Origin of the sequence: Salmonirosea aquatica, from assembly GCF_009296315.1 — a bacterium.
In the GTDB taxonomy this organism is placed as follows: domain Bacteria; phylum Bacteroidota; class Bacteroidia; order Cytophagales; family Spirosomataceae; genus Salmonirosea; species Salmonirosea aquatica.
Genome location: NZ_WHLY01000002.1, coordinates 1,725,749 through 1,742,283 on the forward strand (window position 1 = coordinate 1,725,749; position 16,535 = coordinate 1,742,283).

General features: G+C 50.9%; 11 protein-coding genes and 1 tRNA gene. 5 read left to right on the top strand and 7 right to left on the bottom strand.

The features are described 5' to 3' along the window. Positions 1-2: 2 nt before the first annotated feature. Complete coding sequence (locus tag GBK04_RS08285) at positions 3-1,151, top strand: cysteine desulfurase family protein (RefSeq protein ID WP_152758536.1); 1,149 nt, start codon at positions 3-5, stop codon at positions 1,149-1,151. Positions 1,152-1,187: 36 nt separating this feature from the next. Here GBK04_RS08285 and GBK04_RS08290 read toward each other — a convergent pair whose 3' ends face one another. From GBK04_RS08290 to asnS, 6 genes are all read right to left on the bottom strand, one after another. Then, positions 1,188-1,670, bottom strand: coding sequence for a hypothetical protein (locus tag GBK04_RS08290; protein ID WP_152758538.1), 483 nt, complete (start codon positions 1,668-1,670; stop codon positions 1,188-1,190). Between the two features lie 168 nt (positions 1,671-1,838). Then, a complete protein-coding gene (locus GBK04_RS08295) occupies positions 1,839-2,414 on the bottom strand; it encodes an NADPH-dependent FMN reductase (RefSeq protein WP_373330825.1) in 576 nt (191 codons plus the stop codon). 104 nt (positions 2,415-2,518) lie between these two features. Then, entirely contained in the window at positions 2,519-3,583 is a 1,065-nt protein-coding gene (hemH, locus tag GBK04_RS08300; RefSeq protein ID WP_152758540.1) for a ferrochelatase, read from the bottom strand. Positions 3,584-3,687: 104 nt separating this feature from the next. Next, entirely contained in the window at positions 3,688-4,452 is a 765-nt protein-coding gene (locus tag GBK04_RS08305; RefSeq protein WP_152758542.1) for a DUF6503 family protein, read from the bottom strand. A gap of 97 nt (positions 4,453-4,549) precedes the next feature. Further along, the gene (locus GBK04_RS08310; RefSeq protein ID WP_152758544.1) at positions 4,550-5,635 is read right to left on the bottom strand and encodes a complex I subunit 1/NuoH family protein; all 1,086 of its coding nucleotides are present in this window, start codon (positions 5,633-5,635) and stop codon (positions 4,550-4,552) included. A gap of 152 nt (positions 5,636-5,787) precedes the next feature. Then, positions 5,788-7,224 carry an asparagine--tRNA ligase gene (gene asnS / locus GBK04_RS08315; protein ID WP_152758546.1) on the bottom strand — a complete coding sequence of 479 codons (1,437 nt, stop codon included), beginning with the start codon at positions 7,222-7,224 and terminating at the stop codon, positions 5,788-5,790. 346 nt (positions 7,225-7,570) lie between these two features. On the opposite strand from asnS, the gene rpoN reads away from it, so the two are divergent. The 4 genes from rpoN (at position 7,571) to GBK04_RS08335 (ending at position 10,884) form a co-directional block, all read left to right on the top strand. Next, entirely contained in the window at positions 7,571-9,022 is a 1,452-nt protein-coding gene (rpoN, locus tag GBK04_RS08320; RefSeq protein WP_152758548.1) for an RNA polymerase factor sigma-54, read from the top strand. A 205-nt stretch (positions 9,023-9,227) separates the two neighbouring features. Beyond that, complete coding sequence (locus GBK04_RS08325) at positions 9,228-9,866, top strand: hypothetical protein (RefSeq protein ID WP_152758551.1); 639 nt, start codon at positions 9,228-9,230, stop codon at positions 9,864-9,866. Positions 9,867-9,939: 73 nt separating this feature from the next. Then, positions 9,940-10,719, top strand: a complete 780-nt coding sequence (locus GBK04_RS08330; protein WP_152758553.1) for an enoyl-CoA hydratase/isomerase family protein — start codon at positions 9,940-9,942, stop codon at positions 10,717-10,719. A gap of 91 nt (positions 10,720-10,810) precedes the next feature. Beyond that, positions 10,811-10,884: transfer RNA gene (locus GBK04_RS08335), tRNA-Arg, on the top strand. A gap of 211 nt (positions 10,885-11,095) precedes the next feature. On the opposite strand, the gene GBK04_RS08340 is transcribed toward GBK04_RS08335, so the two are convergent. Continuing rightward, positions 11,096-16,444: a CHAT domain-containing protein gene (locus GBK04_RS08340; RefSeq protein WP_152758555.1), complete on the bottom strand. Its 5,349-nt coding sequence runs from the start codon at positions 16,442-16,444 to the stop codon at positions 11,096-11,098. Between the last annotated feature and the right edge of the window lie 91 nt (positions 16,445-16,535).

Sequence of the window (16,535 nt, forward strand, 5' to 3'; positions counted from 1 at the left end):
GTATGAAAGTCTATTTCGACAACGCCGCCACCACCCGCCTGGACCCCGAGGTACTGGATGCTATGCTACCGTACCTGACCGAGCAGTTCGGCAATCCCTCGTCCATTCACGGCCATGGCCGCACGGTGCGATCGGCCATCGAGCGGGCGCGCAAAACAGTGGCGGGTCTACTCAACGCCGCCCCGGCGGAAATTTTCTTCACATCAGGCGGAACCGAAGCCGACAACACGGCCCTTCGGAGTAGTATCGAAACATTGGGCCTGACGCACGCTATTACCTCACCCGTTGAACACCACGCGGTGTTGCATACCCTGGAACATCTGCAAAAAAACGGACAGGTGGAACTCAGCCTGGTACGTCTGGACGAAAAAGGCAATGTGGATCTGACGCATCTGGAACAATTGCTCCAAACTAAGCCCCGCTCGCTGGTTTCGCTCATGCATGGCAACAACGAGATCGGCAACTTGCTCGATCTGCATGCCGTGGGTGAACTGTGCGCGCAGTACGATGCCGTTTTTCATAGTGATACTGTGCAGACTATGGGTCACTACCGGCACGATCTGCAGGTACTCCAGGCCAACTTCATTGTAGGAGCAGCCCACAAATTCCACGGCCCAAAGGGGGTAGGTTTTCTTTATGTCAGACCCGGCACCAAAATTGACCCCTTCGTATTTGGCGGAGCGCAGGAGCGCAATATGCGCGGGGGTACCGAAAATGTGTATGGAATCGTGGGTTTAGCCAAAGCCCTCGAAATTGCTTACCGCGACATGGACGCCCATCGGCAGCATATCGAGGATTTGAAGCGGTACATGATTGGTCAACTGCGGGGTAGCATCGAGGGCGTCATTTTCAATGGCACTTCGGCCGATCTGGATAGCAGCCTGTATACGGTTCTGAGTGTGAGCCTCCCACCTTCGGAACTCAATGACATGCTGTTGTTCAATCTGGACATCGCCGGAATTTCCGTGTCTGGTGGTAGCGCCTGTTCAAGTGGTTCTAACGTTGGCTCGCATGTGCTGGGCGCACTAAATGTAGATCCGGAGCGGGGCAATATTCGTTTTTCTTTTGGCAAGTACAACACCAAAGCAGAGGTAGATTTCGCCGTTTCGACACTCGCCGAATTGTATAGAAAAGAAGGCATTCTGAAATAGGGTACCTTGGGAGTTGGTGCCTGGTGATCCTATGATTCAAGGTTTATCCGCTGCTCCAACGCGCTTGTAATAATGACGGGTCGCTCCAAAACCCTTGGAATAATCTTCTACTAAGTCAGTTCTAATGAGTTCAGGGTAAGTATTTTCAGAATTCTTTAAAAGAAAGAATTCTATATACTCACTATCAAACCGAGAAATTATATTCAACGTATCTCCTACTAATTCAGCCTTACCAAAACTATTGTTTTGCAATAACACCGTTGGTTTATCGCTGTTTTCAACCAGATATATGTAATCTCCCCCTATTTTATCACTATTACCGTAGCTCATACCTTTACTATACCCAAGAGTTTGAGGAGTCACTGCTTCACCCGATTCATTTATTGTTTTTACCCACTCCCACTTACCTATTAAGTTAACAGAGAGGGGTATGGGATTGGGATCATTATTGTCTTTGCAATTACTAAGAGACAGGATCGCTAGGATTGTAAAGATAGCTCTGGTTACGATCTGGTACATAGCTGCGTAATTTTAGAAATTTCTGACTAATTTACCTGGATAACACCTTATTACAATTGCAATATAGCCAAGAGCAGGGAATTATTCTTCTTACTTGCTACCGTATCCGGTGGGAGCAATCCGATCTGATAGGTTCGAATCCTTTTCCCGCCAACATCAGGATTTATCCTATCCGTGCCACTGCCTGGCTATTTTCAGTGTGTAGTCCACAAAATCCGCCAAGCCTTTCTCGTAGAATTCGTTTCCGGTCGAGTTACCTTCGTCATCCAGGTTTTTACCCGTTTCGTGCGATTCGAACAGTTTGGGTGAAATGACGGAATATTGGTTCAGGAAGCTGATGAGTTTGTTGATCATGATCGTCATTTCCAGGCACGGGCGCCTGCCGCCGCGGCCGGACGACACGCCTACCAAACCAAACACTTTCTGATCGAACAAATGGGCAAAGGGCTTGGTACCTACCTGGTGTAGCATATTGATAAACTCGCCGCTCGTCATCCAATTGTACTCGGGTATGGCAAAAACCACCAGATCGGCTTCCCCCCACAGAGCCACCAACTTTTGTTGAAAGGGAGTCAGGTTTTCTTTATCCAGGCTACCCCGCCCTACCATCGGAATATCTATTTCCTCAAAATCAAACAGGGAAACATCGCTTTCCTGGGCTGTAAATAAGGATTTGAGGTACTTGCCTACTTTTAATGAATTGCTGTCTTTGCGCGGAGAGGCGGAGATAATGGCTATTTTCACAGGTTAGTCGAGTCGGTTGATAAAAGGGCGGTACTGGCTTCTTCTTTCTTAACGCCAAAAAGGGCGGGAAGGTTAGCTGTAAGCGGCCCATCCTACTCGTGCCACTATGCTTTTTTCACCAAATCCACCAGCGTTTCTACCCATATTTCGCTGTCGTTGAGGCTTTCCACCAACTGCCAGTGCTCACCGCCGACTTCCTTGAACAATTCGCGGTATTCGTCACCGATTTCAATAGTAGTTTCAAGGCAATCCGCCACAAACGAGGGCGACAAGGCCAAAACGCTCTTGATGCCACGCCTGGCCAGATCCTTGATTACATCGTCGGTATAAGGTTTGATCCAGGGTGTACGTCCCAGCCTTGACTGGAAGCTGGTCGTGTAGGTACCTTCGGCCAGGCCCAGTTCCTTCACGAGCAGTCGCGTCGTTTCAAAACACTGGGCCCGGTAGCAAAACTGATTGTGGCGATTGAGGGTATCGCAGCAGCTCCCAAGTTTGCATTGCTTGTTTGTGACGTCACCTTTCAGGATCTGCCGCTCAGGCAGGCCGTGATAGCTGAACAGGACGTGATCGTACTTACGCTCACTGAGGTACCTCCTACCCAGCCGCACGAAGCCTTCGATGAATTTGGGATGATCCAGAAAACGGTTGACAAACCGTAGTTCCGGCATAACCTGCCAGGTAGCCAGTATGCGCATTACTTCCTCGTACACCGAGCCGGTAGAAGCCGAAGCATACTGTGGGAAAAACGGAATGACGGTTATTTTGGATAAGCCCAATTTCTGCAATTCAGCCAGTCCGCTCGCGATACTGGGATTCTGGTAGCGCATGGCCAGTTTTACCACGTAGTCCCCGCCCAACGCCTTTTGCAGCATTTCTTCTACGGTATAGCCGTACGTTTTCAACGGAGACCCTTCTTCGGTCCAGAGTTCCTTATATACCTTGGCCGACTTGGGAGCCCGGAATGGAGCGATGATGAAATTGATCAGCATCCAGCGCGACACGTAGGGGATGTCGATCACACGACCATCCATCAGGAATTCGCGTAGGTACCTGCGAACATCAGGCGTGTTGGGGCTATCGGGGGTACCCAGATTGACAATCAGCACGCCGGTTTTGCCGATTGTTTTAGTAGAAGTGGTTAATGGTCCGGTTTGTAATTGGGTATTCATGGGTCAATGTTCTGGGTGCTGCATTCAGAAAATCCTGGATTCCTCCTGAAGAACCGATCAAATTCATTCGAGGCGAATACTCGCAAGAATATCTGGTCAGATACCTATAAGGTCGGTTTCTCAAACGATTCGAATACGGATTTCGGTAGTTTGTCAAACACCTGAATGTCGGTCAGTTGACGCTGCCCGCGATCGCCGGAAAGCATGATTTTTCCGTAGGGCTTATACGTCTTCCATGGTAAGACGAAATTCGGTTTCTCATTGTCAGCTTTGGCGTAGTAGGCCCACTGCGTCACCAGATGCGAATCGGGGTTGAACCAGACGTAGTATTTGTTCTGGGGGGTGTCGCCCACGCCGTCGAAGGTCATCTGGATTTTTTCGGCGGCAGTTCCATCCTCGGTTTTATCTTCACCGATGTATTTCAGAGTCACGCCCGAATCTTTCAGTTTGTAGGGCATCACCAGCCAGTACGCATCGTTAATCCACGCACTCTTGCCCTGCTTCACGTACTTGGCCACGGAGTCGGGTTGGGTGATTTCCTGTCCGTTTTTCATGACCCGACCTTTGTCCGTATTAATATTAAGTAGTACGGTCTGGTCATTTTTTAAGTTGTCAACCCGTACATCGCCGGTCCATTTGTCCCAAACAAGGCGGCGGTTGCCGAAAAAATTCCAGGTTATGAAGTGGGTGTTGTCCCAGTTTTTCCGTCCGCCCATTGCTTTCATGGCTTCATCTGCCAATGCAATGGCCTGGGGGTCGGAACCTGCCAGATTAAAGCCTTCAGCGGCAGGGTTGGACGATTTCTGGGCCGTTGTGCAGCCACAGAAAACACCCACAAACAGGGCAATGAACAGGAAGTGCTTTTTCATTTCAGATAATAGCTTTTAGATGGTTAGCAATGAGGTACCCTATACAACTGTAAAAATAGCATTTTGTGCAAAAAAAGAAATTTTACCTGCCGGGTCCCTACACGCCCAGGAGCCGCCATACGCCCGACACGAAGAAAAGCACCAGGCCTACGGGAGTCAGCACTTTCCAGCCCAGGTACATGAGTTGGTCCACGCGCAGGCGTGGAAGCGTCCAGCGTACCCACATCTGCACCAACACAGCCAAAAGCCCCTTAGACAAAAGCCAGAAGGCACCCGAAAGGTACCCCAACGGTGTACCAGGTTCGCCGCTCGTCCAGTCGGCAAGGCGCAGGGGGCCTATATTTGGAAACGGTGTGTTCCAGCTACCCAGGAAAAGGATGGCCCCAAGTAGCGACACGAGCAGCATCATGCCATATTCCGATAGCATTAGAAGTGCATAACGCATCCCGGAATATTCCGTGTGAAAGCCCCCGACCAGTTCCGACTCCCCCTCCGGCAAGTCGAAGGGCGCGCGGTTGCACTCGGCCAGCGAAGCGATGAAAAAAATGACATATACGATGAGCAGGAATGGATTGCGTACGACGTTCCAGCTCAAAAAACCACCTACCCGGGTTACGTCCACGTTCAGGTCGCGCAGCCCGAAGAGGTAAATCGTTTCGGGCGAATAGATCCCCTGCTGAAAACTGATAGCCTGCAGGTCGAGAGTCTGTGTGAGCATCACTACGCACAGCACCGCCAGGCCTAGGGGTACCTCATACGAAACGATCTGCGCCACTGAACGCATGGCTCCGAATAGGGCGTACTTGTTGTTGGAGCCCCAGCCCGCCATCAGAATGCCAATCACATCCACCGACAAAATAGTTAGAAGATAAAAGACACCTACCGCCGCGCCCGATCCATTGAGGCCGGGTGCCAGCGGGAGTACCGCATAGGAAGCAAATACGGCCGCAAAAATCACGAAAGGCGCGCCCAGGAACAGCCACTTGTCGGCTGCTTTGGGAACGATGTCCTCTTTCTGCAAAAGCTTCAAAAGGTCGGCAAAAAGTTGCAGAAGGCCCCATTTGCCCACTTCCATAGGCCCCATGCGATCCTGAATAAAGGCCGATACCTTACGCTCCAGATATACCCCCACCACCACGAAGCCGGGTACCATGAGGAGGAAGATAAGGAGGGTGGTGAACATAGTGCAGGTAGGTAGCGATAGAATTGAAGGGACAAAGGCACAGAGGTACAAAGTAGCTTACGCACGAAATCGTAGTATTAGCGTTTGGCACTCAAATCAACATAAATTTCTTCGCTCTGTGCCTTTGGAACTTTGCTCCTTTGTGCCTTTTTTCAAAATTCTGCACTCTTGGGGTACCTTGGGAATGGAATCACATCGCGGATATTTCCCATGCCCGTTACGAACTGTACGAGCCGCTCGAAGCCCAGGCCAAAACCGGAATGCGGAGCTGTGCCGAATTTCCGGGTCTCAAGGTACCACCACAGGTTTTCGGGTTCGATACCTATCTCGTGGACACGCTCAAGAAGCTTATCGTAATTGTCTTCGCGTTGGCTACCTCCAATGATCTCACCGATTCCGGGAAATAGTACGTCCATAGCGCGCACGGTTTTTCCATCTTCATCCAGTTTCATATAAAATGACTTGATCGCACGGGGATAGTTGGTCAGAATCACGGGCTTTTTGAAATGCTTCTCTACCAGATAGCGCTCGTGTTCGCTCTGTAAATCTACCCCCCATTCGACGTGATACTGGAACTTCTTCTCCTTATGCGGCTTCGACCTGACCAGGATATCGATGGCCTCCGTATAGGTCAGACGCTCGAAGGGGTTATCGACCACGAACCGCAGCTTTTCCGACAACGGCATGGAGCGGTCGTTTTGGGGCTTACTTTTTTCCTCATCCGCCTGCCGCTTCTCCAGGAAGTCCAGATCGTCGGCACAGTGTTCCAGCGCATAACGGATCACGTACTTGACAAAATCCTCGGCCAGGTTCATATTGTCTTCCAGTTCGAAAAAAGCCATTTCCGGCTCGATCATCCAGAACTCCGCCAGGTGGCGCGTGGTATTGGAATTCTCGGCCCGGAAGGTGGGTCCAAATGTGTAGATCTTGGAGAGCGCCAGCGCACCCAGCTCTCCTTCCAGTTGCCCGGAAACCGTCAGGTTAGTCTCACGGCCGAAGAAATCTTCTTTGTAATCGATCTGGCCGGATTCATCGCGTGGAGGATTTTCCATATCCAACGATGTAACCCTAAACATCTCTCCGGCACCTTCGGCGTCAGAGGCCGTAATGATGGGCGTATGCAGGTAAAAGAAGCCGTTATCGTTGTAGTACTTATGCACTGCAAAAGCCAGCGCATGGCGTATTCTAAGAATGGCCGAGAACGTGTTGGTGCGTGGGCGTAGGTGGGCAATCTCACGCAAAAATTCCAGGGAATGCTTCTTGGGTTGCAGCGGATACTGTTCCGGATCGGCAGTACCGTAGATATGAATCTCCTGAATTTTTACCTCCACCGACTGTCCCGAACCGAGCGATTCTACCAGAATTCCCGTGACTTTCAGGCAAGAACCCGTCGTAATAAGGCGGATGATCGAATCGGAGAATTGTCCAGGCTCGGCAACGGCCTGAATATTATGGATGGTAGAGCCGTCGTTGAGGGCAATAAAAATGGCATTCTTGCTCTCGCGTTTGGTGCGTACCCAGGCTTTGATTTCGACCGGCTGACCGATCTCGGCACTTTGCAGGAGTTGTTTGATCTGTACGGGACCCATTGTTTTCGTTATCAGTAAGATAGCCGGCTGGTAGCGGCCGGGATTTTTCAATAGGGGGCAAAATTACAAATTACTGATCGAAAACCTACCCACGGCCCTAGGTTTAGCCAAGCGCCCCCAACCCGCGAGCAAACTTTAAAAGGCTTAGAAATCACGTATTTTTCCCCGACCTAAGGGCTTGTATAAAAGTAATTTGACTTTTTTTGTTAATAAAAAGTAACTTATAATACAATTTTATCATAAATTGGCATCAATATTGACAGGGAAGCCATAGGATACAAGGGAGGATGAATTGTGGGGCTGCAAAAGAGGCAATAAAGAGCTTATGATCATTATTTACTAATTCATGCAAAAGCTGATTATTACCCAGGGACTGCTGCAAAAGCTTTCTCCTCAGCAAATCCAGTTTATAAAGCTGCTGCAGGTACCAACTGCTGAACTCGATTCCCGGATCAAAGAGGAGATTGAAGTAAACCCCGCACTGGAAGAAGGACAGGATGAACTGCCGAAAAGCGAGTTCGAGAGTGAAGGCAATGAGGAAGGCGACTACGAAGACGGGCACCATGAGGAGCTTGATTTGGATGGCTACCTGAATCATGACGAACTCAATGGCTACAAGATGTACGGGGATGGTGCTTTCAACATGGAGGAAGACTACGAGTACCCGGTCGAGACGCGCATGACGTTACACGACAGTCTTTTTCAGCAGTTCGGATTCTTGAATTTATTGGAGCAGGAGCGGTTTCTGGGGCTACACTTATTGGGGAGTATCGAAAGCGACGGCTACCTACGGCGATCATTAAAAGCTATTGCCAGCGACCTGGTGTTTACCCAAGGAGTATACACTAGCGAAGCCGAACTCGAAAGGGTACTGAAAAAAATACAAGCCTTGGAACCGGCGGGAATTGGCGCACGCAGCCTCCAGGAATGCCTGCTTTTGCAATTAGGGCACAAATCCCAGTTCGATGCCACCGTGCAGCTTGCCCGGCAAGTCATTGAGAATCACTTCGATGAATTCTCAAAAAAACACTTTGAAAAAATACAAAAGCGCCTGGGTATCACCCAACAGGAGGCCTTCGACGTAATCACGCTCATCACACGACTCAATCCCAAACCGGGCTCCGTAGAAGGTGATGAAGACCGCTCGCACTACCTGACTCCTGATTTCATTATTGTCAACCATCAGGGGCAGTTGGAAGTAACCCTCAACTCGCGCAACGCTCCCGAACTGCGGGTTAACCGTACCTTCGCCGAAATGCTCGACACCTATAATAAGAGCGACAAAACGAACAAGAGCATCCGTGAAACCGCAGCCTTTATCAAGCAGAAGCTGGATTCTGCCAAGTGGTTCATTGACGCCATCAAGCAGCGGCAGGTAACGCTCATGCGCACCATGACAGCCATCCTCAATTATCAGTACGACTTTTTTCTGGAAGGGGATGAGACGAGACTCCGCCCGATGATCTTGAAAGATATCGCCACGGTCATCGAAATGGACGTTTCGACCGTGTCCCGGGTGGCCAGCAGCAAATGCGTGCAAACCGAGTTTGGCCTGTATCCCCTCAAGTATTTTTTTTCGGAGGGTATTTCTACCGAGTGGGGCGAGGACGCCAGCAGCCGCGAGGTGAAGAACATTCTGCGTGAGCTTATCGAAACCGAACCCAAGCGCAAGCCCTTTTCTGACGACAAGCTGGAAAAAATGCTTAATGAGAAAGGCTACAATATCGCTCGCCGTACCGTAGCCAAGTACCGCGAGCAACTCAACATCCCCGTGGCCCGGCTACGCAAGCAAATCTGACAACGGATAGTATTATTGACTCGTTTACTTGTTTGTTTATTGGTTGATGCGTTGATTTGTGCAATTATTTCGTGAGTGGAGCGGAATCGTAAGTGTTTGTGGGGCAGACCCGCTCTGGACACTCTGTTCCGGGACCCCGGCAGGCGACAGTCCTGCGTTGACCGCCGCACATCAACCAACCAAAAGACAAACCGATCCCGGTGCATTGAACAATCGCCTTGCTCTTCTGCTTTCTGTCGTATTGCATCCCCTGCTGCTCCCGACCTATATTTTAGGTATTCTTTTTGGTATGACGCCCGAAGTGGTGGGCATCAGTGCATTGAGCATGTCAGCGCGGGTCAGCCTGCTATTCCTGCTGTTCCTGAATACGTTTGTCGTACCGGCGCTTATGATTTACGCCTTTTACCGCCTCGGCCTCATCCAGGACTTGCATCTCGATACCCGCCGCGACCGTCGGCTCCCCTACCTGATTACCCTGATCCTTTATTCGCTGAGTACCTACCTGTTCGGCTGGCAGTTTCAGCCTATCAGCGAGCTTGCGCCGCAGATAGCCGTGGTACTAGGCAGCATCACCGTGTCGCTGGCGGTCGTGGCCCTTGTAAGCTTACAGTGGAAAATCAGTGCCCATGCTACGGGCATGGGCGGAGCGCTGGGGGCATTGGGCGGTGTCATACTGCGCTACAGCGACTTCTCGCTCTTTTTTCCCCTCCTCATCAGTATTTTTATCACAGGCTTACTCCTGAGTGCTCGCCTAAGCCTGAATGCCCACACCCCTGCCCAGGTATCCACTGGGTTGGGAGTAGGCCTGCTGATCAGTATAGCGGCGGTCTTTCTGTACTTTTAGTTGATTAAAGGCGATAGGGTACCCTGGTTCCGTAAGCTGATAACACTCTCTACCTTCAAATCTTCCACAGACCATGTACGAACATCTGCTGTATGAAACTGCCGACAGTGTAGCGCGCATTACCCTCAACCGCCCCCAAGTCCACAATGCCCTCAGCCCCGATCTGATCCGGGAAATCACCGATGCGGTGAACGCGGCCTCAGCCGATATTTCGGTTCGCGTTCTGCTGCTTACAGGAGCGGGTGACAAAGCTTTCTGCTCTGGTGCCGACCTCAAAGCCGGGCTTGGCGATGCCTCGGGCCTGGGCGATGCGCTACGTACCCGCTACAATCCTATGATCCTGGCGCTACGTACCATTCCCAAACCAGTGATTTGCCGCCTCAATGGCCTGGCGGCAGGAGCGGGCTGTTCGTTAGCCCTTGCCTGTGATGTAATCATCATGTCGGCAGAAGCCTACTTTTCCCAAATCTTCGTCAACATCGGTTTGATGCCCGATGCAGGCTCAACCTACTTCCTGCCCCGGCTGGTAGGCCCGGCCCGAGCCTTCGAACTGGCTTCCACAGGCCGCCGCGTATATGGTCCCGAAGCTGTGCAAATAGGTCTGGCGCAGCGCGCCGTATCCGCTACCGAACTGGATGGCGCCGTGGAAGAAACCTTGGCTTACTATCGACACGCTCCTACCCAGGCCATCGGGGCTATGAAGCATGCATTCAACCGATCTTTACAGTCAGATCTGGAAGAAATGCTACATTACGAGGCCGAAGGGCAAGATAAACTCAGCAAAACTCACGACGCCGGGGAGGGGATTCTGGCTTTTTTACAAAAGCGAAAGCCTGAGTATCAGGGCTCGTAGATGTTTGCGTGTTTTTTTATTAAAAATGGAAAAATAACATTTGGTAAAAACCCCAACACCTTCTATTTTTGCAGTCCGATTCTATATCGATGGTTTCGTAGCTCAATTGGATAGAGCACCTGACTACGGATCAGGAGGTTTGGGGTTCGAATCCCTACGAGACCACTTAATTATCAAGCACTTACAAGATAGAACTTGTAAGTGCTTTTTTGTTTGATATATGATCTGCTGGATTTGCTCGTCAAAAACTGATTTGATTGGGTACAATTTAGTCTTGATGAATCACCAATCTGCAAGTTTCTTCTTTAAATAGATTTACTACTTCGCAGCTTTTATCTTTCACACTTCTGATTCTTTCACCCACCTAGCGATTTAATTACATCAGCGCTTGCAGATCTAATCGTAGTCGAATCACTATTTCCAGCAGATCCTTCGCCTTATCTCCACCCATTTCCAGGACATCTTTCAGAAAATCCAATTGTTCCATTTGGCTCTGATTTTGCCCCGGACTACCCGTCTGCCACCCCTCTTTATACTTTTCCAAAAGGGTAATGTACGCTACCGACTTGCTTTTAAGCATAAGCTGGCAAAGCAGAAGGGTACCTTCGGCTATCCAGTCTCCATAGTCCTTTTCCTGGTCGGAATTTTTTTGAACTTCTTTTAATTCCCCATCCAATTCTGCCAGGGTTTCTTTCTTGCTGAGGGGAGAAACGCCCCATTTAGCAGTACCCGCCACGACCAGGGCATTTTCGATGAATACCCGATTGGTCAGCGAATAGTATTGGGAAGAATCGGTCCCTGCCCTGAATGCAAGGCGATAAAAAGAGGCAGAGCATTCGTACGCGTTCTTTTTCGCCTGATCAGTGCTGACCATAGCCAGACGCTTGTAGGCACTTCCAATAAGATTCAGCCGCTCCGCTGTTTCACCGAAGCTCCTCAAACTTTCCAGCTTCCCAATGGCATCTTTGATAAGATCCGTTGCGCTTTTTTCTGATTCGGGGTCTAGGGTACCCTGCTCCCGATCCTTTTGCATTTTTTTGACAAAATGTTTGATCTGAAGATTACAGTATTGTTCAGTGGTTGAAAAAGCAAATGTTGCTTTCTCTGCCTTCCATAACTGCTCAAATTTGACCGTTGCCAGCTCGTATTTGTCCAATGCACAGTAGAGCAATGCCTGGAGTTCGATGATGCGGGTACTTTGGATACTGGCCTTTACCAGTGCTTTATCGATGGCATCCGTCGTGTTCAGGATCGCCTCGGCATCGTGCCCTCCGCTTTCTACTTTGTTCAGCAGGTTGCTCAACTCGATTTCGGCTTCTTCGGGAATGATGAAGCTATATACTTCACGGGGCTTGCTGACACTCTGGGCAAGCTGGTAGTACGGATCACCGTAGCACTGGTAGGCGCCCCAGGTGTTGTTGCGCGTGCCGTGCGCTTCGTAGATGGCCCGGCGTGCTTTTTTGGTGGCCTCGCCAAAGGTATTTCCTTCAAACATAGCCTGGTAGAATCGCTCGGCAAAATCCAGGGCGGCCGTATCGTTCACGGCCCAGCCCGCCACAACCACGGCCTTCACGCCATTTATAATCAATTGGGTACCCAGGTTGGCCGCGAGGCGGGTGCGGTGGCTGGTCAGTTCTTCGGTGGCGGCGTCCATATCGCCCAGGAAGCAGCAATTGACAAACACCAGTTCGGGCACACCGCTCATTTGATCGATGTGGGCGGGAGTCAGGTAAGCATTTTCGCCGATCAACATACCCGTAGGCTGGTTGGGATCGCTGTTGAATATCCCATGTCCGGCCAGGTGGACGATTTTGTAGTTTTTACTAAACAGCCCCATCAGAATTTCGGTCGCCTTCTTACTGAGAAGCGAACTGACTGTAAAGCCCTGAATCTGCAACATTTCGGTCACTTTTTCGCCTTCCAGCAGCGCGGCTTTGAGCTGCTTATTGGGATTGTTCAGATTAGGGTCACCAATGACAATCGCCGTTTCTTCTGTCACGGGGTTCGGATTGATACGAAAGTTGGGGGTGGACAACTGCCGGATCATGCCGGCATTGACACTTAGGGGACGGGCATTGGCCACACTGTCCTGCAGCAATTCCCAAGGAAAACCCGCCGTGTATGGATCAAGTATCCAGTTGATGTTGTTTTGCCGCTTGACCTGATCCTTGAAATCGTTGGGAATCATTAATTCAAAGATGGTCTTGGCCAGTTCCGGCGACCACTGATCCTGGGTAGAAAGCCCGTCCAACATCACACTCAAAGTAGCATCGATGGTTGAAATTTCGCGTTCTTCCGATCGGGCCGCATCGGTAGAAATCGTGAATTTGATCCGGTGGTGAGGGGATTCGTCCTGCGCGCGAACGACGGTGATCCGGGTCCACCATTCGGCGGTATCATCGACGGGAAGTCGTTCCCGCCAGCCGCTGAGTTTCTTTATTTTGTTGGTATTTTTAAAAATATTGAGCGACCGATCCTTCGCGCTTTCAATGGAGCAGAGCGATTTCATGCCCGCCAACGCGCGATCTTTGTACAACTCGACAAACTCGATGGTTTCGATGGTTTTGGGTGATGAATATACCTGCCTGATTTTGGCGTTCGCATTCTGCACCCCCTGAATGATGGCCCGGATCGAACTCTCAATCTTCAAACCACCGAAGCCCGAGCTGATGAATAAAGACGAAATACCATTCGGTTTCGACTTCTGATTCAGGTCCGAATCCTGAGGTGCCTGACTGTTCAGATTTGCCAAATATTTCGAGATACCCCTTTCAATCGTGATCGTAAGCCGGTACTCGGTTAGTTGCCCGTGCTGACCCAGTCCCACGATAATGGCACCCTTGAAAATTTTGTTTTTCCCGGCATCCACCATTTCGCTCGCGCCAATCGCCCCTGAGTATAAGCCCAACCGTTCCCGGCGGCTCAATTCACCATTCAGGTGCCAGTCGATGGCTTTCTCGGCCGACTGGATGCCGTCATTTTCGAAGTGCCCTACCATAACCGGATACTGGGCGTATTTCAAATCCCCGTTGCTCACCGACACTGAGATCGGTATATCACCGACGGTAAAGGAACTATCGGCCTCCAACCCTAATAAGGTCCGCTCCACGCCTTCGGGCGAAAAGTCAAAGTCGAAGGTATCTTTGGCTTTGAATTCCGTATCGAGCCCCCGGATGGCGGGTCTTACCCGGGATAGCTTGGCGGTACTGCCGCTCTCCAGCAAATCGGTCATAGCTCCAAACAATTCGGGTTCGTTGGCTAGTTCGCCGTGCGTAGTCCGGGAATAGTAAACGCTATTCTGAGCCAGCAAAGCCCTAGGAATACCACTCGCCCAGGTTACACTTCCATCGCCTTCTTTGGTCGCCAGAAATTCCAGGACTTCCCCGTTATCTTTCCCTTTTTTGACAATCCGGTACCCACTGATGGTCTGATCCCGCCTTCCGGTTTGTCCGGCAATGTAGGCAGCCGGGCCGTAGTCAAGGGTGGCTGCTTTTGCTAGGATTTTGTCTCGGTACGCGCCAAATTCATCCAATACCTTCTGATCGGGAACCGGCCATTGGTCGTCGTTGAAGGCCTTGCGCATTTTGTCCCAAGTACTGCTTTGGGCAAAGTCATTGTCAGCATCGGTAGTCAGGGGTAACAGGTTGAGGATACCCGGGAACCGGGAAAACACCTCCAGCAATTCTTTTTGGGTATGGGTAAAATCAAGAAAATCCAGTTTACGTATCAACGAATCCAACCCGAACAGTACGTACGGAATGCGAAAGGCTCCGCCCAACGGCGCGCCCAGAAACACGAGCCGGAAATCCTTGCTTGCTTTCAGTTTGTTCCAGGTACCTTCGTGGTACACCATGAAGTCCCGTACCAGTACCCCGCCCATCGAGTGCGCGATGATCTTGATGGGTTGTCCCCATTCCAGAAGTTGCTCGATCCTGCGGTTGAAGGTGGCCGCGCCCGCAACTAGACTGCTCCGCCAATCGAAAGGAAAGGTGATTACGTCGTAATCCTGCTTGAAGTAATCGACCAGTTTCCGATAGGAGCTACCGACCAGTCCGGTTGCCTTGACATTGGGGTTATTGTCTTCGCTATTCCGGAGATGGGTCAACTGTCCGGTCGTAAAGCCCAGAAAATTGATCCAGACTAGCTTCTCCCGTACCGTAAGGGTACTTCCCATGATACCGGGAAGCAACACCACGATTGGTTTTTTGCCGGAAACCGTATCTTGAAAAATACTACCTCCCGGAATAATGGACTCGATGTTTCGGATTTCAGCCTCGGTAAAGTTCCGGGCTTGCAGCCGGGTAAAGCCCGGTATGAGCGTATTGTCGGTATTCTTCAGGGCCAGCAGCAGGGCATTGCGGGTCCGCTCGTTTTTGAAGTAGTTAAAGTGACTGACGTCCGTACTGGTATCGAAAAAATACTGCGCCCGGTCCTGCGCCCGCCGGGCGCCATTGTACATCGACTGCGTATCGACGACGAAGTCGTTGTCGCTCCAGAAAAACAGGTTCGACAGGATCACTTTCAGCCCCTGCCACCGCAGGCTGGCTTTGGCATCGCCCGCCAGAATGATGAGCGGCGTGCTGATCAGGGTTTCCGGCTGTACGTTGTTCAGCATCTGGTTGAAGGGCGAGCGGGGATTCTGTACTTCCAGACCCGGTAGTACCGAAGGGTCGTCTTTGCTGTCTACCAACCCCGCCAGCAAGTCTTTGAACGCAGTATACACTGGATTAGCCGCTCCTCCGGTCGCCAGCCCGACAATGTTGAAAATGACGTTCAGATAAATATTCAGGCGGCGCGAAGCCAGCGTAGAACCACTGGACGGGCAGGCTACCCGGATGTACTTGCTGATGATGATATTTTTGCTGGCTACGACATTTTCAATTTTCTCGATCAGGTCGAGATCTTTCTGGCGATCCTGCTTACGGAGATAGTTTTTATCACTGGCCGAAAAGCCAGGGGTAGCGGCTTCATTCCCAAAATAACGGTTCAGAATATCGCCTACCAGGCCACCGCGCGACTGGCTCACGAGCGTCAGATTGGCCTTGCTGGGCAGTTCCTTGACCAGGTCGAGCACGTTTTGGAGCGGACTGGCGGTTAGGGACTCGTGTTCAAAGGCCAGCACCTGATTTTCGTAGGTCTGGTGAATGAAATTCCAGGCGGTGGTACCTTTCAGGTCGCCGAATGAGCCTTCGGTGGAAGTGGCAGTACCATGCAGAAAGAGCAGGTACTCTCCCTCAGGTCCGAAGGTAGGTTTGGTAAATTCGAACGTGGGGCTCAGTCGAAACAGGCCGGTACCATGGGTCAGATGCTTTTGCTCCAGCTTGGCAGCCAGGTCTTTCACCAGCGGACTGAGTACCTTTTTCTTGGTAAACAGTTTGACCACCTTTAACACGATGGTACCCAGTCCCCGGGTTTGCTCACTCCCTACCAGCTCGGCCGGAATGTCGAGTACCCCCGACTCGTCGTTTTCCAGGCTCCGCAGTTTCTCCGAGGTACCGGGGAATATCTCGTCGATGGTCTGGTAGTTCCCGATCCAGACGGTGCCGTCGTCGTAGGTAAACTCCACGATCTTCGTTTCGTCCAGTTCCGCTTCCGTGTGGGTACTGAGGTCGCTGCGGGTGGCGGGCGTAATGACGATGGTTTTTTCAATGGTAAGCTCGTCGGTGTCGTCGTCCGGGTGATTACTGGTCGTGGTGCCGGGGATGCGGATTTTCAGGGTTGTCATGCGGGAAGGGTTCAGGGAAGTAGGTAAAGGTAGGCTACCCAAAAATAAGGAAATGGAATACAGGAAGCTCTACCACTTAATAAGATTTCGT